The sequence below is a fragment of the Epilithonimonas bovis DSM 19482 genome (genome assembly GCF_900108115.1).
Lineage (GTDB): Bacteria > Bacteroidota > Bacteroidia > Flavobacteriales > Weeksellaceae > Epilithonimonas > Epilithonimonas bovis.
The window spans coordinates 1-21,012 of the sequence record NZ_FTPU01000040.1 but is presented as its reverse complement, the minus strand read 5'-3'; the positions used below and the strand labels follow the sequence as shown (position 1 = coordinate 21,012).

Below are 21,012 nucleotides of genomic sequence, written 5' to 3'. Positions count from 1 at the left end.
AACTCCATTGAAGTTACCATCGAAGAAATTGAAAACAAACTTAAAAATTTTGGAAACAAACAAAATGAACAATAATAACTCTCAAACTCTCAAACTCTCTGACTATACATTCCCCGCAGAATGGGAAGAACACGAAGCAACTTGGTTATCTTGGCCTCATAAAGAAGAATCCTGGCCGGAGAGAATCGACTTGATTTATCCAGCTTACGCCCAATTTATTGCGGAACTTACCAAAGGCGAATTCGTCTGTATTAACGTGAAAGATCAGGAGATGCAGGCTTTTGCAATGGAATATATTTCCCAGGCTGGTGCCGATATCTCAAAAGTTGAATTCTATTTTAATGAAACCAATGATGCCTGGTGCCGAGATCACGGTCCTGCTTTTTTAATTAATAAGAACGGAGAAGAACCTCAGAAGATCATTGTGGATTGGGGCTTCAATGCGTGGGGAGGGAAATATCCGCCGTTTGAACTGGATGATGTTATACCGACCAAAATTGCTGAAGAAAAAGGATTGCCGGTTATTTATCCGGGTATTATTATGGAAGGTGGTTCTGTCGAATTTAACGGTGCTGGAACTGTCTTAACATCTAAATCCTGTCTGCTTAACAAAAACCGAAATCCACATCTCTCGCAGGAAGAAGTGGAAGCGTTTTTGAAAAAATATTATGGGCAGAAACAGGTTCTTTGGGTGGATGATGGCATTGTTGGTGATGACACAGACGGACACGTAGATGATACCATCCGCTTCGTCAATGAAAATACAGTTCTGACAGTTATAGAAGATGATCCCGAAGATGATAATTACGAAATTCTTCAGACCAATCTTCGTCAATTAGAAGAAATGACCTTACTAAACGGTGAAAAACTGAATATCATACAATTACCAATGCCGAATGCTGTCTATTGTGATGGGCAACGTTTGCCGGCTTCTTATGCTAATTTTTACATTGCGAATAAATCGGTGATTGTTCCGACTTACAGATGTGACAAAGATGCTGTGGCTTTGGAAATTATACAACAATGTTTTCCTGATAGGGAAGTGGTTGGGATAGATTCTACCGATATTATCTGGGGATTGGGAAGTTTCCACTGCCTGAGCCAGCAAGAACCGTTGGTATAATATTAGTCCCCAATATGCAAGTTTTTTTTGTTTAATCAAATTAATATGAGTGAAAATCAAATCCCGGATTCGATAAAAAAAATTCTGCCACTTATTTTAGCAACTGCTATTTTTATGCAGATGCTGGACTCTACAATTCTCAACACATCGTTGCCATCCATTGCAAGAGATCTGCAGGAGTCGCCGCTTAATATGCAAAACGCCATCATCAGTTATGTTTTAACGTTGGCGCTCTTTATGCCTGTGAGTGGTTTTTTGGCGGATAAATTTGGGACCAAAAAAATCTTTATCTCCTCACTGGTTGTATTTTCTTTGGGTTCTTTATTTTGTTCGCTGTCACAAAATCTTACAGAACTGGTGATTTCCAGAGTGGTGCAGGGTATTGGCGGCAGTCTTATGACGCCGGTTGGTAAGCTGGCCCTTATCAAAACTTTTGATAAAAACGAGCTTTTAAAGGCGATGAATTATGCCATTGTCCCGGCACTTATAGGGCCTGTCCTCGGGCCTTTAGTCGGTGGCTATCTGGTAGATTATCTGTCGTGGCACTGGATTTTTCTGATTAATATCCCAATTGGTATTTTAGGAATCGTCCTTAGCATCAGATATATGCCCAATTACAAATCAATGGTAATCGATTTTGACCTCAAAGGTTTTCTGATGTTTGCAATGGCATCAGTATTACTTTCTATGTCATTGGAACTGATGGGCAACGCCAAAAATATTACACCTGTTCTGTTAGTTTTTCTTTTAGGTTTCTTGATGTTGTTTTTCTATTACAGGCATGCCCAGCGCGATAAAAATCCCATCTTTCCACTCAATCTTTTTCAGGTTCGCACCTTTCGGGTCGGGATTTTAGGGAATCTTGCCACAAGACTTGGGATCAGTTCTATCCCGTTACTGATTCCGCTGATGATTCAGATTGCATATGGCCAGTCGGCGTTTGTGTCCGGGTGGATTGTAGCACCAATGGCACTGACATCTATGTTTGGCAAATCTGCAGTTATCAAGATCCTGGACCGTTTTGGCTATCGGTCTACACTCATGGTTAATACATTTATTATTGGTGTGCTGATCTGTTGCCTGGCTATCCCGGGCGCTCACAGTTCTATCTATTGGTATGTCCCGATTCTTTTGCTGTTGGGATTTTTTAACTCCATCCAGTTTACCAGTATGAACACCATTTCTATCGCTGATCTCAGGGCTTACCATACCAGTAGCGGAAACTCTCTGGTTGCTGTTAATCAGCAGTTTGCAATTGGATTTGGGATTTCGTTTGGGCTGATCGTGCTCAAACTTTTTGAGGGTGATATCAAACTGATTCATAACGAGACACATAATGCATACCGGTACACTTTCCTGATTATGGGTGCTATTACAATCTTTTCGGGTTTGGTTTTCCGAAGGCTGCATTCCAAAGACGGGGAAAATATGAGGTCGGTGTAAAAAATCAATTAATCAATTGATATTCATTGATTTAAATAAAAAGTATAAGTCAGCTGTATGCAATTAAAACTTTAAACTTAGCGAAAATCCTTTTAGTAATTCAAACTGGGAAAGGTTGGGCAATTAAATTACACTTGAAAATAAAATTAAATAATTGTGGATTTTTCAAAATTAATTTCTTCTGATATTCAATATTATATTAATCAAAACCTTAATTCTGATATCAATAAAATACTGCTTAAAAAATCACCATTTTCTGATGTTTCGATGCAGGAAATTGCTCAGCAGATTAAAGGTAAAAAAACCGCAGAAAAGAAATTTCCATTTTTATTGAAAGACGGTACTGTTTTTCCACCCAATCTCAATCTGGAACAGGCTTCATCGCAATCTACGTCAGAATACAAAGCGCAAAATCTTAAAGGCAAATCCTTTCTCGATCTCACCTGTGGGTTTGGGATTGACGCTTATTTTTTATCCAGAAATTTTGATGAAGTAACTTTAATCGAACAGAATCCTGACCTGATAAAAATTGTAAAACATAACTGGAAAATCTTGGGTCGTAAAGCCGATTTTATCAATGAAAATCTTGAAGACTTTCTTGGAAGTCTTCGGCAAGCTCAGACTGACAAAAAAAGTAGTTTTGATGTCATTTACCTGGATCCTGCGAGAAGAGATCAGCAGAACAAAAAGAAGTTTCTGCTGGAAGACCTGTCTCCAAATCTTCTGGAAATTGAGGAAAAACTAACGTTAGTTTCGGATAAAGTTATCGTTAAGCTGTCACCGTTGATTGATATTTCTTATCTAATTTCTGAATTACAAAACATCACCGAAATCCAGATCATTGCTGTCAGAAACGAAGTGAAAGAATTGGTTTTAATTATTGAGAATAAAGAACAAAGAACTAAAGATAATGTTGAGATCCGCTGTGTCAATCTGGAATCTGATGAACCCGAATTTTCTTTCAACTTTAATGATGAAAAATCAGCAAAGTCAGAATTCTCAGAAAGTCTTAATTTCCTTTACATTCCCAACAATTCTATTCTGAAAGCAGGTGCGTTCAACATCATTTCAGAACAATTTGGGTTAAAAAAACTACATCCCAATACACATTTCTATACTTCAGAAGACAGAGTTGAGAACTTCCCGGGTAGAGTTTTAGCAATAGAAAAAATAGAGTCCGGAGACCTGAAAAAAGGAGACCAATACAATCTCATTTCCAAAAATTACCCGCTAAAACCCGAAGAAATCAAGAAAAAATATAAACTGAAGGATGGCGGAAAAGACTATCTTATTTTCACGCAATCCATCAACGGAAAAGTCATCTTAAGGTCTCAATCATCAGCGGTATAATTTTAATTTTTGAGTTCAGCAAAATTGCTAAAGTGGTGCTTATGGGATTTTAGATAAGTAGTTATTTCAAAAATTTTTGGATGTAATGCTCTCTTTCGTTTTCAGAGATTCCCAAAACCTGATGGATATAATGATCTAGAGAACCATATTGGGTATCAATCTCATCAAAAGCTGCCTGCAGGTATTGCCGCTCGATCCAGCTGGTTTTTTCTATCACGCCCAAGTCTAATTTTGGATAGATAAAATGCAGCGTGTTGGCAAGATTCAGTCTTTTGTCGATGACTTTTTTTCTAAGGTTGTTAGATTCCAGATATTCATCAAAAATAAGCTTGTTGTCAAATTTTAGGATCTTGAGGATCAGTGCTGTAATAATACCGGTTCTGTCTTTGCCGGCGGTGCAATGGTAGAGAACAGGTTGGTCTGTATTCAGGATCTCGGTAATTATTTTCTTTATAACATGTGGATTCTCGGACACATAATCTTTGTAAAAACGTAACATTCTTTCGTTAGCATCATTTGCATTTATTTTGCCTGTCAGAGCCAGTTTCTTAGCATTTTTCATTTCATCGTTTTTATCTTCAAAAGCCGGAAAAATGCTGTAAGATATATTTTTGGGCAGGTGATCCGGTTCTTTATCAGCCTCCTGCTTGGTCCTCAAGTCGATAATTTTAGAGATTTTCAGTTGTTCAAATTGTTTATAAGAAGATCGTCTCAGCTGGTGCAGATTGGCGCTTCTGTAGATTAGGCTGTCTCTCAGTATTTTGCCATCTGTGTTTTTGATGCCGCCCAGATAACGGAAATTGTTGACTTTTTTGATCTCAATTTGATTATTTTCAGAAAAGGTAGAAAATTCCGGATGTGATGATGTGTACGTCTTGCAGGATATGAAGAGTAATAAAAGCGTGCAATAGAAATATTTCATATAATCAGAACGTTTTATCAAACTTAAATATTTTTTTGTTAGAGAACATTATTTTATAAATCAACTTCTTAAAATTGTTTGTTATTCTTAACAAAAACGAATATCTTTAGAAAAAATAATAAGTTATGTATTTTATTGGAGTTATCGTCTTTTTTGCACTAATAGTCCTTTTTGCGTCATTTTTTACCGTGAAGCAGGAAACGGCTGCGTTGGTAGAACGTCTGGGGAAGTTCCATTCTGTAAGGCACGCTGGTTTGCAGTTAAAAATCCCTTTTATAGATCAGATTGCTAAGCGGATGAATCTCAGGATTCAGCAGCTGGACGTAATGATAGATACCAAAACACTGGATAATGTTTTTATCAAGATGAAGGTTTCTGTGCAGTACCAGGTCATCAGAACGCAAGTGGGCGATGCTTACTATCGTTTGGAGAATCCTCAGGATCAGATTACTTCCTATGTTTTTGATGTCGTAAGGGCTGAAGTGCCAAAATTGAAATTAGATGATGTTTTTGTAAAAAAAGATGATATTGCCATTGCTGTAAAGGGCGAACTGCAGGATGCCATGCAGAGTTATGGTTATGATATTATCAAAGCGTTGGTGACAGATATTGATCCAGATGAGCAGGTAAAACACGCCATGAACAGAATCAACGCAGCCGAACGTGAAAAAACCGCCGCTGAATATGAGTCAGAAGCGCAGCGCATCAGGATTGTGGCCGTAGCAAAAGCAGAGGCGGAGTCCAAAAAACTGCAAGGGCAAGGTATTGCTGACCAGCGACGCGAAATTGCCAAAGGCCTGGAAGAATCTGTAAAAATGCTCAATAGCGTCCAAATAGAACCGCATGAGGCGTCTGCGCTGATTGTTGTGACGCAGCATTATGATACGTTGCAGTCCATTGGTGCCAATAACAGATCCAACCTTGTATTGTTGCCAAACACGCCAACTGCAGCCAGTTCTATGCTTAATGATCTTGTGGCAGCGATGGCGGTTTCCAGGAAAATTGATGATGGTGACAACCCTACACCGAACAGGCAGAACAAAGGTTTTTTATAAATAAACTTAGAAAATTCCTGAAATTTTAAAATTAAATAAAGTAAGGATTCTTATCCTTAACTCAGAAATCAAAAAAATCCGGGAAGTCGGATTTTTTTTGATTGATATGTAACTAATAACCCATAGTGCAGACTATTGTATAAAATAATCAGATGGAAAAAATTCTGGAAGTTAAAGACTTAACCAAAAAATTTAAACAAATTGCCGTCAATCATATTTCTTTTGATGTTGAAAGAGGCAATGTTTATGGGCTCTTAGGTCCCAATGGCAGTGGGAAATCTACAACATTCGGGATGTTGCTGTCTACAATCAACCCAACATCCGGCTCTTGGAAATGGTTTGGTAAAGAAGGAACAGACACCGATACACTCAAAAAAATTGGTGCCATTATAGAGCAACCCAATTTTTACCCTTATCTGAGTGCCGAGAAAAATCTGAAAATCGTAGCCGAGATCAAAGGTGTTCCCGAAAAAAGAATTGATGAAGTCCTGGCTGTTGTCAACCTTCTTAGCAGGAAAAAAGATGCTTTCAGAACTTATTCCCTTGGGATGAAGCAGCGCCTTGCCATTGCTTCTGCATTGCTGGCCAATCCGGAGGTTCTTATCCTGGATGAGCCTACCAACGGGCTGGATCCCGAAGGGATTATCCAGATCCGTGAGATCATCAGCAGTATCGCAAAATCCGGAACTACGATTATTGTCGCCAGTCATTTGCTTGATGAGATAGAAAAAATATGCTCCCATGTGATTGTGCTGAAGCACGGTACGGCAATCTACTCTGGTACGGTAGATGGCATGAGCAATACCAAAGGTTTTTTTGAACTCAAATCTGATCAATTGGCAGATCTAAAATCAGCGTTGGAATCCTTCGGTATTTTCTCTTCTGTCAAAGAAAAAGACCAGGTGCTGATTGCTCAGATTGATGAAGATATCTCGGCATCAGAGCTTAACAGAAAATTATTTGAAAAAGGCATTATCCTGTCTCTTCTGCAGAAGAAAAAAGAGAGCCTGGAGAGCCAGTTTCTGGAACTTGTAAAACAAACTAACGCATGATACGATTATTAAAATTAGAATACCTCAAAAACCTGAATTATAATCCGTTCAGGATTTTTGCTGCCTTATACTTTATTGTCCTTGTATTGCTTTTGTTCATTGGTCTTGTCAATTTTGATTTGGCAGGTCTCAATGTCAATCTCAAAGAGCAGGGCATGTATGATTTCCCCGGGATATGGAATTTTACGACGTATATTGTGGGCTTACTCAAGATCTTTCTGGGCTGTATTATTGTCTTTTCTATCTGTCAGGAGTTCAGCAACAGGATGTTTAAGCAGAATATTATTGATGGACTGAGCCGGGAAGAATTTATCATGTCAAAATTGCTTACAATACTGGTGTTTACAGGTTTTTCTACCTTATTAGTCTTTGTTATTGCTTTGATTCTCGGCAAAAGTTATTCATCTACACAGGAAAGTGATCTTGTCTTTAAAGAGATTTATTTTATATTCAATTACTTTCTCAAGTTGTTTACATTTTTTACATTTCTGATGTTTTTATCGATTCTTTTCAGAAAATCAATTTTTGTTTTTCTTGGATTTTTTATGTTTTGGTTTGTAGAAGGCATCTTGTCCGGAATAGAAAAATTTGCATTTCTAAAAAATGTAGATCCCAAAAAACAGACTCTGGAAGCTGCCAACCATATCTATCTGACAGATTACCTGCCTTTGGGAAGTATGTCTAACCTGATCCCGAATCCGCTTGTCAGAACAAAAATGGCACAGCTTTTTGGGATGGAGTTCAAATTTCATTATCCCATAGAAAGTGTTGTGGCGTGTATCATTTGGTCTGCTATTTTTATTGGTGGCAGTTATTTGATTCTAAAGAAAAAAGACTGGTAAAATGCTGTCAAAAATCAATGGTTTTAATTAATTTTAACCAGTTGAAATTTTTATAGAAACAAAGTAAAAAATAAGCCATCAGATGATTCTGGTGGCTTTGATATTTGGAGTAGATTTTTATCTACAAATGTCTTGAATTTATCGTGGTTTTTTAACCCAATTTTAACGTTTAATGTGTTGATATTAACAATAAAACGGATAATTTTGCATCAATGGAATTTAGGTTTATTCTGGTTTTGTCCGGCGTCTTTTTATCATCATCATATCTTTTTGCGCAAAAGAGCTATAATGCGCTTGTTTATGAAGGTAACAGAAGATTTGATGCTAAAGAGTATAACTCGGCATCCACCAGATACCTTGAGGCAATTGCTGAGAAAAATTCTAATTATACCGCCCATTATAATTTGGGTAATGCCCTTTATAAAAGTAAAAAGTACGAGGAGGCCTCTGCAGAATATCAAAAAGCTGCCCAATATACCAAGAGCAAGTATGAGAAAGCTGCTGCGCTCCACAATATGGGGAATGTGGCGATGCAGACCAATCATCCGGACAAAGCTGCAGATTTTTACAAAAAATCGTTAAAACAGGATCCTTATAACGAAGCTACGCGAAAAAACTTTGAGATTGCAATGCTGAGGGATAAAGAGAAAAAAGAACAGCAAAAACAAAAGCAAAAGAACGGGAAAGGAGAGGGTAAGGATCAGCAGAATAAAGATCAGACTGGCAAAAGCGATCAAAATAAAAATCAGCAAAACGGGCAGGGAGACCAGCAAAAGGGCGAAAGCCAGGGAAAACCTAACCAGCCTAAAAAACAGGAAAACAAAATCCCTGAAGAAGCCGAAAAAGCGATTTTGCGCGATATAGAAAACAGGGAGAAAGAGACTGCCAGAAAAATATTAAACAAAAACGCCAATTCGATGCCACAGAGCAACGAAAAAGATTGGTAATGATTAAGAAAAATTTATACATATTATTTCTTTTAGCATCTGCATTTTCTTTTGCTCAGGTCAACCTGTATTCTAAAATAAATTCCCGGGAAACAAAACTGAACGCGCCACTCGTCTTTACGGTGGTTTTAGAAATCGTAGGAGAAGACCTTGTGCAGGAAACACCCATGCAGCTTCCTGATTTTTCTAAGTTTAATTTCGATTACGTTTCCGAACAAAATACGATTATAGATCCTATCAAGAAAATAAGGGTGAACCAGATGGTTTGCCAAATATCCCTGGATCCTAAACAAACCGGGAATATCAAGATTGGATCTGCTCTTGTAAAGGTGAACGGTAAGATCTACAAAACCGAACCCATCGATATTGTTGTAAAAGACGCTGAAAAAAAATCAGTTGCAGGCAACAGCCCTTCCAGAAACATGTACCTCAATATGCAGGTTTCGGATAAAAATGTTTACAGAAATGAGCCCGTGATTGCTGTTATAAAAGCTTTTTCACGGAATATTTCCGGATTCAGGCATCTGGAACCCGCCAGGTTCGAACCTAATAAAAACTTTGCAATCCGGTCTATCGCAGATGTTGATGAATCTATAGAAACCTCGATGGATGATTTTTCTAGTCAGGTTGTGGCAATGTTTGTGATGGTTCCAAAAGTTGCCGGCTATCTGGATATCCCTTCTGTAGATGTCCTGCTTCATAATCACAAAGGGACGCTGGTTTCCAATAAGGTGAAAATTAATGTTAAAAAATTGCCCGATGGTGCGCCAAAAAGTTTTAAAAATGCTGTGGGCAAATATAATCTTACTGTTGAACTGTTAGATAAAAACAAAGAAAGCTTTGAGATTAATAAAGCCTTTAATATTGCAGTTAAGATCGATGGGCAGGGGAACTTGTCACCATCAATCTTGCCAAAGCTAATGCCTTCCGCAGCTTATGATACCTACGCGCCAAAAATCGTGAATAATTCCATAGCCACACCCGACGGTTTACAAGGCAGTGTGGAAGCGCAATATGTCATCATCCCCAAAAAACGTGGCGGTATAAAAATACAGACCGAAGGTTTTTCTTTTTTTGATCCCAAAACAGAAAAATATGTAGACGCAGGATCTGGCTTGCTGGCACTTAATGCCGTCAATGCGCAGGATATTGCCAATGCGAAAACAACATTGGAAAAAGTAAATGAATATACTAACAATGTACTGGAAACAGTCAATTCGCCAGTGATAAGTACCCAAAAACTGAAAGTAGAAAAAAACCGGACGTTTAATTGGTTTGGTATTCTAGGTAATTTGGTTATTATAACGGTTGTATCATTCATTTTTATCTATCTCTACAGAAAATATCGGGAAAGACAGCTACTGTTGGCGCAGAAGCAATCCGTTTCTGCCAAACCAATTGTTAATATCGCTGAAACTGAAGCCTTATTGAGAAGAAAAAACAAACCGGATCTGGCATTGTATTATGATTATCAGGAGAAGATGATTAATCAGTCCCATTCCGATAAATTTTTCTATTCTGTAGAAGAGTTAAAATCTGAAGCTGATCTTTATTGCGCAGAGAATTTTTCACAGAATTTTCAGGATTACTTAAAAGATCATCATTCTGTAGATTTATATAACAGATATACAGAATTGTTAACCCAGATAAACATTGAGAAATATGCACCTTTCTCTTCGCGGGAAAAACAGCGGGAGATATTAGAGGAAATCAGAGAAATCTTTAGCGTGCTTTAACAGATTGTCAATAATATTTTATAATTTTGCGAAATCTTTAAAATATACTTATGGAATTTCTGGAGCATTTTTCGATCAAAGAAACAGTAACGGCATTTATGGTTTTATTTGCCGTAATTGATATTCTCGGCTCTGTTCCGGTTATTGTGTCCCTAAGGCAAAAATTTGGAAAAATTGAGTCAGAAAAAGCGGCTGTAGTAGCAGGTTTACTGATGATTTCTTTTCTTTTTATCGGAGACAAAATCCTCAAACTTATTGGGGTAGATGTTAATTCCTTTGCAATAGCGGGTGCATTTGTGATCTTCATTATTGCTATTGAGATGATTTTGGGCATCGAGATTCATAAAAGCAACAAGGCGCAGGCTGCCAGCATCGTTCCTATTGCATTCCCGCTGATTGCTGGTGCCGGGACTCTTACAACCACTTTATCTTTAAGGGCTGAATATCATGACATCAATATCATTTGTGGTATTATTCTCAACACCATTCTTGTTTATCTTGTATTGCGCATCGCACCCTGGATAGAGAGGAAAATGGGTGAAGGATCTTTGCAGGTACTGCAAAAAGTTTTTGGAATTATATTATTGGCTATTTCCATTAAATTATTTACTGCTAACTTTGCACAGCTATTTCAAAATTATGTTCACTTTTAATTAATAAGTAATGAAAACGTTTTATAAAATTTTCCTTATCCTCTTTATTGTTGTAATTGGTATCAATATATATGCTATAGACTGGCACTCCAGCCTTTTTGAGGAGGAGAACAGTAAGTTTGTCTTCTCTGGCGCTGCAGGTATCCTCGGGATTATAGTAGTTTACATCATGCATAACTGGAGCAAATTAGGCATTAGAAAATAGAAAAAAAACCAATCGATTATCGATTGGTTTTTTGTTAGATTATCTATCTGATTTTAGCTTTACGATCTACCGTACAATTTCTCATACAGTTCTTTGTAATATTCTTTTACAGCCTTTCTTTTAAGCTTAAGGGTCGGAGTCAGCAGTCCATTTTCTTCTGACCATATTTCCGGAGTCAGCTCAATTGTTTTGATCTGTTCCCATTTTCCCAGATGGTCATTAATAGCCGAGATTTCTTTTTGTATTTGTGCCTTCAGTTCTTGGGATGCGGCCATCTCTTTATAAGAATTACCAATATTAATATTGTTATTCGCTGCCCAGGTTTTTACAAATTCAAAATCGGGCTGTACAAGAGCCGCCGGCATTTTTTCACCATCGCCCACCACCATGATTTGTTCTATAAATCTGGAAGCTTTAGCCAGATTTTCGATGACTTGTGGTGCAACATATTTGCCTCCGGAAGTCTTAAACATTTCTTTCTTACGGTCGGTAATAAACAGGAAATTGTCTTCGTCTAGGATACCAATATCACCGGTTTTAAAATAACCGTCTTCCGTAAAAGCTTCTTTGGTTTTTTCTTCGTCTTTATAATATCCTTGTGTTACAGTAGGGCCTTTCACCGTAATTTCGCCATCTTGCTGGATTTTTACATCAATATTTTTGATAGGTCTACCTACAGATCCTATTTTGGTATAACCAAAACTGTTGACTGCGATCACAGGTGATGTTTCCGTTAATCCATAACCTTCCAGAATTGGGATTCCGGCTGCATGAAACATGGTATTTAATCTTTTGGATAAAGCCGCAGAGCCCGAAACCAGTGTAATGATATTGCCACCCAGACCATCTCGCCATTTGCTGAAAACCAATTTATCTGCAATAATATGAGCCAGAGATTTGGAATCACCTATTTTGTATTTTTCCGCCACCTTTAGAGACCAAAGGAATATTTTGGATTTGATACCTCCGGCTTCGGTTCCTCTTTTATAGATAGCGTCGTAAACTTTCTCCACCATTCTTGGTACAACGGTCATATACTGCGGCTTCACCTCTTTTAGGTTCTCGCTCAGTTTATCATTGCTTTCTGCAAAATAGATGGATATGCCGTTGGTTGTGAAAAGGTAAACAATCATTCTCTCGTAAACGTGGCAGAGCGGGAGAAAGCTGAGACCTCTGTTTTTAGAATCTTTGTATGGTACCCTGTCTTCGCATCCTAATACATCAGAAACGATATTTTTGTGGGTTAGCATTACGCCTTTTGGCCGCCCGGTGGTACCAGATGTATAGATAATTGAAACCAGGTCATCTTCGGAAATGGATGCCTTTACACGGTCAACTTCTTCTTGGTTGGCGGTATCTTCACCATTATTAAAAAGTTCTTTCCAGTTTTTCGCATTTTTTACATCATCAAAAGTAAAAATCTCCTGCAATGCCGGAAGTTCATTTTTGATCGCATTGATTTTATCAAACAATTTTTCGTCTGAAACAATGCATATTTTTGAGTCCGAATTTTCAAGATTATAGATACAATCCTCTTTGGATATAGAAGGGTAAATCGGTACGGTTACTACGCCGATTTGTAATGCGGCTTGGTCAAAAAAGCACCATTCTGCACGGTTGTTAGATGATATGAGACCTATTTTGTCTCCTTTCTTCAAGCCGTATTTGAGTAATCCCCTGGATAATTGATTGGTAATTTTGATGTAATCATCTGTAGATATTTTCTCCCATTTGCCGTTTCTCTTATCACAGATATAATCACTTTTTTCGAAATGCTCGTTCGAATAATAAGGAATATCGAAAATCCTTTTTACTTCCATTGATGTTAAATTTTTGTAAACTCTCGTTCAGCGCAAATATAATTAATTATGCACGTTCGGGATGTTAATATTTGCATAAAAAAAACTATCCAAAGGATAGTTTTTTTATTAGTTTCTATACATTCTGTCGTACAAGTCCTGAAAAGTCTCTTTAATTGCTTTTCTCTTTAATTTTAGTGTTGGTGTCAGCAGGCCGTCATCTATAGTCCATGCTTTGGGCGTCAATTCTATTTTCTTGATCTGTTCCCACTTGCCAAGACCTGCATTTATTTTTTCGATTTCTTTTTCAATTCTTGATTTTATGGCAGGGTTGGCCGCAATTTCTTTTGGCGATTCTGTCACTTTTACATTGTGCAGGTCTGCCCAGCTTTTTGCAAAAGCAAAATCTGGCTGTATAAACGCACAAGGCATTTTTTCGCCATCACCTACCACCATAATCTGCTCTATAAATTTGGAAGCTTTAGCCAGGTTTTCTATGACCTGTGGCGCCACAAACTTACCACCTGATGTTTTGAACATCTCCTTTTTTCGGTCTGTAATAAAGAGGAAATTATCATCATCCAGATGGCCAATGTCTCCTGTGCGGAAGTAGCCGTCGTTTGTAAAGGCTTCTTTGGTTTTTTCCTCATCCCGATAATAACCTTCAAACACAGATGGCCCCTTTACTACGATCTCTCCGTCAGATTCTATCTTTACCGTCACGTTATCCAGAGGGATTCCCACAGAACCGATTTTTATTTTTCCAAAACTGTTTACGGATATTACTGGCGAAGTTTCGGTTAATCCGTAGCCTTCCAGTATTGGGATACCTGCAGCGTGGAACATCGTATTCAACCGTCTGGACAAAGCCGCGGATCCGGAAACCAGTGTGATCAGATTACCTCCCAAACCTTCTCTCCATTTTTTGAAAACCAGCTTATCTGCAATAATATGGGCAAATGATTTTGTTTCGCCAATTTTATATTTTTCCGCAATACCCAAAGACCAAAGGAAAATTTTTGATTTCAGTCCTCCAGATCCTGTTCCTTTGTTATAGATAGAATCATAAACTTTTTCTACCAACCGCGGAACGACAGTCATGTACTGTGGTTTTACTTCCTTCACATTTTCACCGATTTTCTCTATGCTTTCCGCAAAATAGATTGATACACCATTGTTGATGTAGAGATAAAAAATCATCCTCTCAAAAACGTGGCAGATCGGTAAAAAGCTCAGTGCTTTTGTATCCTTGTAATCAAGGCCGCGCTCTTTTGGGATTCTGGGTGTACTTGCCAGTACGTTAGACACCAGATTATTGTGCGTAAGCTGTACCCCTTTTGGCCTTCCTGTAGTGCCGGATGTGTAGATAATGGTGGCAACATCTTCCGGATTGATAGATCTTGCGAGGTCGTCCACTTCCATCTGTGTAGATTCGTTCTCGCCAAGATCCAGGATCTCGTTCCAGTTTGGGGCACCGTCAATTTCGTCAAAGGTAAAGATACCAACCAAAGATGGGATTCTGGATTTTGCACTGTTCAGTTTCCTGTATAAATCGGCATCCGATACAAAACAATATTTGATTTCGGAATTGTTGAATATATAAATATAGTCTTCTTCTGAGATGGTAGGGTAGACCGGAACCGTCACCACGCCAATCTGTGAAAGGCCCAGATCCATTACCGCCCATTCTGTCCTGTTGTTGGAAGAAATAAGGCCAATCTTGTCACCAGGTTTAATGCCCAGCTTAAGAAGTCCACGGGATATTTTATCACCTTGATTAAGCAGTTCCAGGGTGGATGTCCTGATCCAGCTTCCGCTTTTTTTTGTCGCCAGGCAATCATCTTTCGGAAATTTTTCCATGGCAAGAGCAAAAAAGTCAAATGTTCTTTTAACGTTCATAAAATATCCTTATTAATATTTGATTAAAATTTAATTTACATTATCGTAAATATAATTTTTTTTCCCGAAATAACAAAAACTTCGAAATCTATTTGATTTTTTACCAAAAAGTTTAATTTTACGACACATTATTATAATCAAAAAAATAGATATGGATTTCAATTTAACCGAGGAGCAGCAGATGATTCAGCAGGCAGCCCGAGATTTTGCACAAGCCGAACTTTTAGAAGGCGTTATAGAAAGAGATAATGAACAAAAATTTCCTTATGATGCCGTGAAAAAGATGGGAGAGATGGGGTTTTTGGGGATGATGGTGGATCCCAAATATGGTGGGGCAGGCTTGGACAGCGTCTCTTATGTTTTGGCTATGGAGGAGATTGCCAAGGTAGATGCATCCGCTGCGGTGGTTATGTCGGTAAACAATTCATTGGTATGTGCGGGATTGGAAAAATTCTGTAATGAGGAGCAAAAAATGAAATATCTGAAGCCGCTGGCAAGTGGAGAAGTAATAGGCGCTTTCGCATTATCTGAGCCAGAAGCCGGTTCCGATGCCACTTCACAAAAAACCACAGCAGAAGATAAAGGCGATTATTACCTCCTGAATGGCACCAAAAACTGGATTACCAACGGTGGGAACGCTACTTATTATGTGGTGATTGCCCAGACTCACCCTGAGAAGAAACATAAGGGCATAAATGCCTTCATTGTAGAAAGAAGCTGGGAAGGTTTTGCGGTAGGTAAAAAAGAAGATAAGCTGGGAATCCGTGGTAGCGATACACATTCGCTGATGTTTACAGACGTAAAAGTTCCAAAAGAAAACCGAATTGGAGAAGATGGCTTTGGGTTTAACTTTGCCATGGCAGTGCTTAATGGTGGTAGAATTGGGATTGCTTCCCAGGCATTGGGTATCGCAGCAGGTGCTTATGAGTTATCGCTAAAGTATGCGAAAGAAAGAAAATCTTTTGGTACCGAGATTATTAATCATCAGGCAATCGCTTTTAAACTGGCAGATATGCACACCAATATTATGGCTGCAAGGATGCTCATCTATAAAGCTGCTGCGGAAAAAGATGAGGGCAAAGATATCTCAGAGAGCGGTGCAATGGCCAAATTGTTTGCCTCTCAGGTCGCTATGGATACTACGGTAGAAGCGGTACAGATCCATGGTGGTTACGGCTATGTGAAAGAATATCATGTAGAAAGAATGATGCGTGACGCCAAAATCACTCAAATATATGAGGGAACTTCCGAGATTCAAAAGATTGTGATCTCGAGATCTATATCGAAAAAATAACTAACTTTGGTCAACATTAAAAACTCAAATTATGAAATATCTTTGGATCTCTCTGGCCGTCGTATTGCTTTTTCTTGGCGTTTTCGTCTGGTGGAAGTATTATTTTGTTTTTGGAGAAGGCGTAAAATCCGGTTACCTTAATTATGCCGTTAACAAGGGCAATGTTTTTAAAACTTACGAAGGCAAGCTGATTCAGGAAGGTTTTGGTGCTGCAAAACCAGGCGCACCAATTGGTAGCAATCAGTTCGAGTTTTCTATAGAAGATGAAGCGGTTTTCAAACAATTAGAGATGAACAGTGGAAAATACTTTGATCTTCATTATAAAGAATATCACGGTACGCTGCCATGGCGGGGAAACACGGTTTATGTTGTCGACAAAGTTATCAATATGAAATAGTTAAAAAACCTTTCCCTTGTAGAAAGGTTTTTTATTTAACAAGATGAAATATTAAATTTGCTTTTGTTATTATGATTAAATGTCGGAACTAAAGAAAATCAGAGAAAAACAAAATCTAACTCAGGAAGAATTAGCTGAGAAATCAGGTCTGTCTGTGAGAACAATCCAAAGAATCGAAGCGGGAACAGAACCAAAAGGGTACACTTTGAAAACTTTGGCTTCCAGTCTTAACGTTTCTGAAAGTGAGTTATTGATGCCAAATATTCAGGAAGTGATAATTGTTCAAGAACCTATTCTTGAAACAGAAAATAACCCAAGTGAAAATATCGGTTTAATCAAAATTATCAATCTTTCTTCGCTTCCTTTCGCATGGTTTCCAATTGCCAATTTTTTACCGCCTTTATTTATAATGCTCATTAATAAAGAGAAATCCACCATCGTAAAACAGATTGTTTCTCTTCAGATATTTTTCGCCATTATTGCTCCTATTATATTTATGATCGTTATTTTTCTAAAACTCGGTCACGAATCTGTTACAGCAACAATGGTTATTCTAACAATTGCAAATGTTTATATTATTTTGAGAAATGCTTTCCAAATTGATAAAACACAAGAACTGCGTTATAAGCTGAATTTCAATTTGATATAAATCTGTCAGGCGATTGTTGGGTTTTTGTCGGGTTTTTGTCGGGCTGTTTTTTTGAATTAAAATCAATTAATTCAGAATCTTTGTCAAAAATAAACCAATGACAAAACAACTCGGGATTATTTTCCTAATTCTATTCCTTTCTGCCGGAAATCTCAATGCCCAAATCGATAAAAATTCACCACTATTTCTTGAACTTAAAAAACAAGACAGCCTTTTCTTTGAACGCGGTTTTAATAATTGTGATTTGGCTTATTTGGAAAAATCGATGGATGAAAATCTGAAATTCTATCACGATAATGGTGGTTTCCAGGATAAAAAATTATTCTTGGAAAGAACAAAGCAAAACATCTGTGGTAATCCAGATCAAAAGCCGATTCGCAAAGTGATTGAAAGCAGCGTGGAAGTGTTCCCTCTGTATAATAATGGCGAATTGTATGGTGCAATACAAACCGGCGAACATCAGTTTTTTACCCGTGAAAAAAATAAAAAAGATGTTTTGGGCGGAGAAACGAAATTCACATCGGTTTGGACAAAAAAAGACGGAAATTGGATGATGAGTGATGTTCTCAGCTATGATCACGGAGATCCAAGTCATACAAAAAGCACAGATAACCTTGAACAATTACTGAAAGATAACAATATCCCGACTTTGGGATTAGGCATTATCCAAGATGGAAAATTAACTCAGATAAAAGTTTACGGAACATTAGACGGTAAAAAAATTGCACCTTACAACAGCCTTTTTAACGTCGCATCTTTGACAAAACCAGTCACTGCGATGACTGTTTTGCGTTTGGTAAGTCTCAGGAAATGGAATCTTGATGAGCCTCTTTACAAATATTTCACCGACCCAGATATTGCGAAAGATCCCCGAAGCAAAAAATTAACGACAAGATTGGTAATGAGCCACCAGACTGGTTTCCCCAATTGGCGCTGGATGAATAAAGATAACAAGTTGAACTTTGAATTTGATCCCGGGACCAAATATCAATATTCAGGTGAGGGTTTTGAATATCTGAGAAAGGCCATCGAGAACAAATTTCATAAAAGCCTTGAAGAATTAGCCAAAGAATTCATTTTCCAACCACTTGGGATGAAGGATACAGGTTACATTTGGAATGAGAAAAAGAATGCTGAGAGAATTGTAATTGGTTTTGATAAAGATGGAAAACCTTATGATATTGTAAAAAATAAAACAGCGAATGCGGCAGACGATCTGGTTACTTCTGTTGAAGATTATAGCAAATTTCTAATGGCCGTAATGAACAATGAATTGTTGTCTCCGGCAGTTTTTGAGGATATGAGAACCAAACAAATAGAAACCAAAAAGAATAAATATTTCGGTCTTGGCTTTGAGATCTATGATCTGGGAAATAACGAGATCGCTTTGTCACACGGTGGTTCCGACAAAGGCGTCAACACAATTGCATTTATCCTGCCAAAGACGAAACAAGGTCTTGTAATTTTCACGAATGCTGATAATGGCTATAAAATTTATGAACCAATTATGAATCAATACTTTGGGACAGCAGGAAAGAAGATTGTAGAAATCGAGACAAATTAAAATTTAATAGTAGGTATAATTACAGTTATAAAAATTAACTGTAATTATTTTTGTTACAATTAATATTATTTCTACATTTGTACAGGTATGAACAATACAAGATTCGCAACAGCCATTCATATAATGACACTTTTGGCGAAATCGCCTGAAGAGTGGTTGACTTCTGACTGGATTGCCGGAAGCCTGAACGTAAACCCTGTTATTGTAAGAAAAGAGCTGGGTCATCTTAAAAAATATGGACTGATAGAAAGCAGGCAAGGTAAAGATGGTGGCGCAAAAATCGCAAAAAATGCAGATCACATCAACATTGCTGATATCTATGAAGTGGTGAAAAATACAGAAGTTTTGGGGAAAAAGAATCAAAATCCCAATCCGCAATGCAATGTTGGAAAAGATATTAATAAAAATCTTGACGTATTGTTTGGTGAAACGGATGATCTGGTATTACAGTATTTGAAATCCAAATCGCTGTCTGAATTTACCAGCCAATTCAATTAAAAAAATTTAAAACAAAATGTAACAAAAAACATTACAATTAATTTATTTATTATGAAACCGAAAGGTTCGTGAATTCTTAAAAAAATATATTTTAAAATTATGAACAAAAAAGTAGCAGTAATAGGAGCCACAGGCTTCGTAGGGAAACAAGTAGTAAAAGAGTTGGCCAACCGCGGTTATACCGTAGATGCCATTGCAAGAGACAGTTCTAAGATAGAGAAAGGAGAGCATATCAATCCCATTGATGCTGATGTAAACAATGTGGAGCAACTTGCAAAAGTGCTGAGAGGGAATGATGCTGTAATCAGCACCTTCAATGCGGGATGGACCAATCCTAACCTTTACAACGATTTTCTAACCGGATCCAAAAACATAGAAAAGGCGGTGGAAGAATCTGGTGTAAAACGTTTTATAACAGTTGGTGGCGCAGGAAGCCTTTTTGTAGATGGCCATCAATTGGTAGATTCTCCGGATTTTCCTGCTGATTTTAAACCAGGCGCATTGGCCGCCAGGGATTATCTAAACGAAATTAAAAATAATACTACGCTGGACTGGACATTTTTTTCTCCTGCAATAGAAATGAATCCTCACAACGCTGGTACAAGAACGGGAAAATACAGAACAGGCCTGGACAATCCGGTTTTCGATGCAGATGGAAGAAGCATCCTTTCTGTAGAAGATGTCGCGGTAGCATTAGTGGACGAACTGGAGCAGAATAGGTTTGTGAGAAAACGTTTTACAGCTGCTTATTAATGAAAGAAAACGCATCCACAAAATTGGATGCGTTTTTCTATTATTTTAAGTTTTCTTCGCTTCTGTATAAGACAATCTTCTCAATCAATTCATAGGGAATGGGCTGATCCAATGGGAACTGAACCGAGCCTTTACCTTGCTTATAGTGGGAAAGCTCTTCAGAAAAATGAGAATGTCCCGATGGCGTTGCATAGAATCCGATATGGTTTTTGAATGCGGCAAAATAGACTAATGGTTTTTTATTAAGCTTATAGGCCGGCATGCCATAACTGATACTTTCTTCAGCATTAGGTGCTGCTTTTAAGATGACATTACGGATTTTCTCCAATATTTCTCTGATGTTTTCAGGAAAGGTATTGATACCTGTTGTGCATTTAGCACAAATTAATTTTTAACTTATTCAAACTTCTCTTGAAGACGAAAAAATTGAGATATTGAATCATGGTAAAAGAAGTTATTTTTGATACTATTCTTGTTGCCAAACCTTGAAAGGTTTTTGCGAGGTTAATATTCATTAAGAACTGTCCGCACAGTTGCGAAATATTGGTTTCAATCCTCTTTCTGATTTTTGATTTTGTCTTGGAAAAGTCCACAAAATTATGCTGGTTTTTACGCATTGGAACCGAAAGATTTATCTTGGAATAGTTGAATAAATCCAGTTGGAGTTCTTTGCTGATGTACCCTCTGTCGCCGATTAATAAGCAATTTTCAAAATTCTCCTTAATGTCGTGCAGATAGTTCACGTCGTGAACGTTTGCAGGGGAAAAATCAAACGAGTGGAAGATTCCATTTTTGTCACAAACCACATGAAGTTTATAGCCAAAATACCTA

Annotated in this window: 21 protein-coding genes; 16 read left to right on the top strand and 5 right to left on the bottom strand. The window is 37.7% G+C overall.

The features are described 5' to 3' along the window. Positions 1–64 precede the first annotated feature (64 nt). The 3 genes from B0B05_RS13700 to B0B05_RS13690 all read left to right on the top strand — a co-directional run bounded on the left by B0B05_RS13700 (position 65) and on the right by B0B05_RS13690 (position 3,916). Positions 65–1,123, top strand: a complete 1,059-nt coding sequence (locus B0B05_RS13700; protein ID WP_076784182.1) for an agmatine deiminase family protein — start codon at positions 65–67, stop codon at positions 1,121–1,123. 45 nt (positions 1,124–1,168) lie between these two features. Then, positions 1,169–2,566 carry an MFS transporter gene (locus tag B0B05_RS13695; protein WP_084173985.1) on the top strand — a complete coding sequence of 466 codons (1,398 nt, stop codon included), beginning with the start codon at positions 1,169–1,171 and terminating at the stop codon, positions 2,564–2,566. A 156-nt stretch (positions 2,567–2,722) separates the two neighbouring features. Continuing rightward, on the top strand, positions 2,723–3,916 hold the full coding sequence (locus B0B05_RS13690; RefSeq protein ID WP_076784181.1) for a class I SAM-dependent methyltransferase: 1,194 nt from the start codon (positions 2,723–2,725) through the stop codon (positions 3,914–3,916). Between the two features lie 61 nt (positions 3,917–3,977). Here the strand turns inward: B0B05_RS13690 and B0B05_RS13685 are convergent, their stop codons facing one another. Next, positions 3,978–4,838, bottom strand: coding sequence for a tyrosine-protein phosphatase (locus B0B05_RS13685; RefSeq protein WP_076784180.1), 861 nt, complete (start codon positions 4,836–4,838; stop codon positions 3,978–3,980). A gap of 125 nt (positions 4,839–4,963) precedes the next feature. Here B0B05_RS13685 and B0B05_RS13680 point away from each other — a divergent pair, with 125 nt between their 5' ends. The 7 genes from B0B05_RS13680 to B0B05_RS13650 all read left to right on the top strand — a co-directional run bounded on the left by B0B05_RS13680 (position 4,964) and on the right by B0B05_RS13650 (position 11,328). Next, a complete protein-coding gene (locus B0B05_RS13680) occupies positions 4,964–5,893 on the top strand; it encodes an SPFH domain-containing protein (protein WP_076784179.1) in 930 nt (309 codons plus the stop codon). Between the two features lie 152 nt (positions 5,894–6,045). Continuing rightward, a complete protein-coding gene (locus tag B0B05_RS13675; RefSeq protein WP_076784178.1) occupies positions 6,046–6,945 on the top strand; it encodes an ABC transporter ATP-binding protein in 900 nt (299 codons plus the stop codon). Then, entirely contained in the window at positions 6,942–7,787 is an 846-nt protein-coding gene (locus B0B05_RS13670; protein ID WP_076784177.1) for an ABC transporter permease, read from the top strand. The genes B0B05_RS13675 and B0B05_RS13670 overlap by 4 nt, the downstream gene beginning before the upstream one ends. A 212-nt stretch (positions 7,788–7,999) precedes the next feature. After that, positions 8,000–8,734 carry a tetratricopeptide repeat protein gene (locus B0B05_RS13665; RefSeq protein WP_084173984.1) on the top strand — a complete coding sequence of 245 codons (735 nt, stop codon included), beginning with the start codon at positions 8,000–8,002 and terminating at the stop codon, positions 8,732–8,734. Further along, complete coding sequence (locus B0B05_RS13660; RefSeq protein WP_076784176.1) at positions 8,734–10,470, top strand: BatD family protein; 1,737 nt, start codon at positions 8,734–8,736, stop codon at positions 10,468–10,470. The genes B0B05_RS13665 and B0B05_RS13660 overlap by 1 nt, the downstream gene beginning before the upstream one ends. Positions 10,471–10,520: 50 nt before the next feature. Next, positions 10,521–11,123, top strand: a complete 603-nt coding sequence (locus B0B05_RS13655) for a MarC family protein (protein WP_076784175.1) — start codon at positions 10,521–10,523, stop codon at positions 11,121–11,123. Between the two features lie 10 nt (positions 11,124–11,133). Then, positions 11,134–11,328, top strand: coding sequence for a hypothetical protein (locus tag B0B05_RS13650; protein ID WP_076784174.1), 195 nt, complete (start codon positions 11,134–11,136; stop codon positions 11,326–11,328). A 59-nt stretch (positions 11,329–11,387) separates the two neighbouring features. Here the strand turns inward: B0B05_RS13650 and B0B05_RS13645 are convergent, their stop codons facing one another. Continuing rightward, positions 11,388–13,148, bottom strand: a complete 1,761-nt coding sequence (locus B0B05_RS13645; RefSeq protein WP_076784173.1) for an AMP-dependent synthetase/ligase — start codon at positions 13,146–13,148, stop codon at positions 11,388–11,390. A gap of 108 nt (positions 13,149–13,256) precedes the next feature. After that, complete coding sequence (locus B0B05_RS13640; RefSeq protein WP_076784172.1) at positions 13,257–15,026, bottom strand: AMP-dependent synthetase/ligase; 1,770 nt, start codon at positions 15,024–15,026, stop codon at positions 13,257–13,259. A gap of 151 nt (positions 15,027–15,177) precedes the next feature. Between B0B05_RS13640 and B0B05_RS13635 the strand changes: the two genes are divergently transcribed. The 6 genes from B0B05_RS13635 to B0B05_RS13610 all read left to right on the top strand — a co-directional run bounded on the left by B0B05_RS13635 (position 15,178) and on the right by B0B05_RS13610 (position 20,181). Continuing rightward, on the top strand, positions 15,178–16,320 hold the full coding sequence (locus tag B0B05_RS13635; RefSeq protein ID WP_076784171.1) for an acyl-CoA dehydrogenase family protein: 1,143 nt from the start codon (positions 15,178–15,180) through the stop codon (positions 16,318–16,320). 31 nt (positions 16,321–16,351) lie between these two features. Next, positions 16,352–16,717, top strand: a complete 366-nt coding sequence (locus B0B05_RS13630; protein ID WP_173786385.1) for a hypothetical protein — start codon at positions 16,352–16,354, stop codon at positions 16,715–16,717. A gap of 79 nt (positions 16,718–16,796) precedes the next feature. Beyond that, positions 16,797–17,366 (top strand): helix-turn-helix domain-containing protein, encoded by a 570-nt coding sequence (locus B0B05_RS13625; RefSeq protein ID WP_076784169.1) that lies wholly within the window; start codon positions 16,797–16,799, stop codon positions 17,364–17,366. Positions 17,367–17,463: 97 nt separating this feature from the next. Beyond that, the gene (locus tag B0B05_RS13620) at positions 17,464–18,930 is read left to right on the top strand and encodes a serine hydrolase domain-containing protein (RefSeq protein ID WP_076784168.1); all 1,467 of its coding nucleotides are present in this window, start codon (positions 17,464–17,466) and stop codon (positions 18,928–18,930) included. An 87-nt stretch (positions 18,931–19,017) separates the two neighbouring features. Further along, entirely contained in the window at positions 19,018–19,428 is a 411-nt protein-coding gene (locus tag B0B05_RS13615; protein WP_076784167.1) for an Rrf2 family transcriptional regulator, read from the top strand. Positions 19,429–19,527: 99 nt separating this feature from the next. Further along, a complete protein-coding gene (locus B0B05_RS13610; RefSeq protein WP_076784166.1) occupies positions 19,528–20,181 on the top strand; it encodes an NAD(P)-dependent oxidoreductase in 654 nt (217 codons plus the stop codon). A gap of 40 nt (positions 20,182–20,221) precedes the next feature. On the opposite strand, the gene B0B05_RS13605 is transcribed toward B0B05_RS13610, so the two are convergent. Beyond that, positions 20,222–20,509, bottom strand: coding sequence for an iron chaperone (locus B0B05_RS13605; RefSeq protein WP_317044142.1), 288 nt, complete (start codon positions 20,507–20,509; stop codon positions 20,222–20,224). A 46-nt stretch (positions 20,510–20,555) separates the two neighbouring features. After that, the coding region (locus B0B05_RS13600; RefSeq protein WP_143745949.1) for an IS982 family transposase at positions 20,556–21,012 on the bottom strand (457 nt) is incomplete at its 5' end.

Bases quoted from the DNA above. Each gene is read 5' to 3' on its own strand.
- B0B05_RS13685 (WP_076784180.1), bottom strand. From the start codon at position 4,838: ATGAAATATTTCTATTGCACGCTTTTATTACTCTTCATATCCTGCAAG.
- B0B05_RS13620 (WP_076784168.1), top strand. From the start codon at position 17,464: ATGACAAAACAACTCGGGATTATTTTCCTAATTCTATTCCTTTCTGCC.
- B0B05_RS13615 (WP_076784167.1), top strand. From the start codon at position 19,018: ATGAACAATACAAGATTCGCAACAGCCATTCATATAATGACACTTTTG.
- B0B05_RS13650 (WP_076784174.1), top strand. From the start codon at position 11,134: ATGAAAACGTTTTATAAAATTTTCCTTATCCTCTTTATTGTTGTAATT.
- B0B05_RS13665 (WP_084173984.1), top strand. From the start codon at position 8,000: ATGGAATTTAGGTTTATTCTGGTTTTGTCCGGCGTCTTTTTATCATCA.
- B0B05_RS13695 (WP_084173985.1), top strand. From the start codon at position 1,169: ATGAGTGAAAATCAAATCCCGGATTCGATAAAAAAAATTCTGCCACTT.
- B0B05_RS13655 (WP_076784175.1), top strand. From the start codon at position 10,521: ATGGAATTTCTGGAGCATTTTTCGATCAAAGAAACAGTAACGGCATTT.
- B0B05_RS13610 (WP_076784166.1), top strand. From the start codon at position 19,528: ATGAACAAAAAAGTAGCAGTAATAGGAGCCACAGGCTTCGTAGGGAAA.
- B0B05_RS13635 (WP_076784171.1), top strand. From the start codon at position 15,178: ATGGATTTCAATTTAACCGAGGAGCAGCAGATGATTCAGCAGGCAGCC.
- B0B05_RS13640 (WP_076784172.1), bottom strand. From the start codon at position 15,026: ATGAACGTTAAAAGAACATTTGACTTTTTTGCTCTTGCCATGGAAAAA.
- B0B05_RS13700 (WP_076784182.1), top strand. From the start codon at position 65: ATGAACAATAATAACTCTCAAACTCTCAAACTCTCTGACTATACATTC.
- B0B05_RS13630 (WP_173786385.1), top strand. From the start codon at position 16,352: ATGAAATATCTTTGGATCTCTCTGGCCGTCGTATTGCTTTTTCTTGGC.
- B0B05_RS13670 (WP_076784177.1), top strand. From the start codon at position 6,942: ATGATACGATTATTAAAATTAGAATACCTCAAAAACCTGAATTATAAT.
- B0B05_RS13680 (WP_076784179.1), top strand. From the start codon at position 4,964: ATGTATTTTATTGGAGTTATCGTCTTTTTTGCACTAATAGTCCTTTTT.
- B0B05_RS13625 (WP_076784169.1), top strand. From the start codon at position 16,797: ATGTCGGAACTAAAGAAAATCAGAGAAAAACAAAATCTAACTCAGGAA.
- B0B05_RS13645 (WP_076784173.1), bottom strand. From the start codon at position 13,148: ATGGAAGTAAAAAGGATTTTCGATATTCCTTATTATTCGAACGAGCAT.
- B0B05_RS13675 (WP_076784178.1), top strand. From the start codon at position 6,046: ATGGAAAAAATTCTGGAAGTTAAAGACTTAACCAAAAAATTTAAACAA.
- B0B05_RS13660 (WP_076784176.1), top strand. From the start codon at position 8,734: ATGATTAAGAAAAATTTATACATATTATTTCTTTTAGCATCTGCATTT.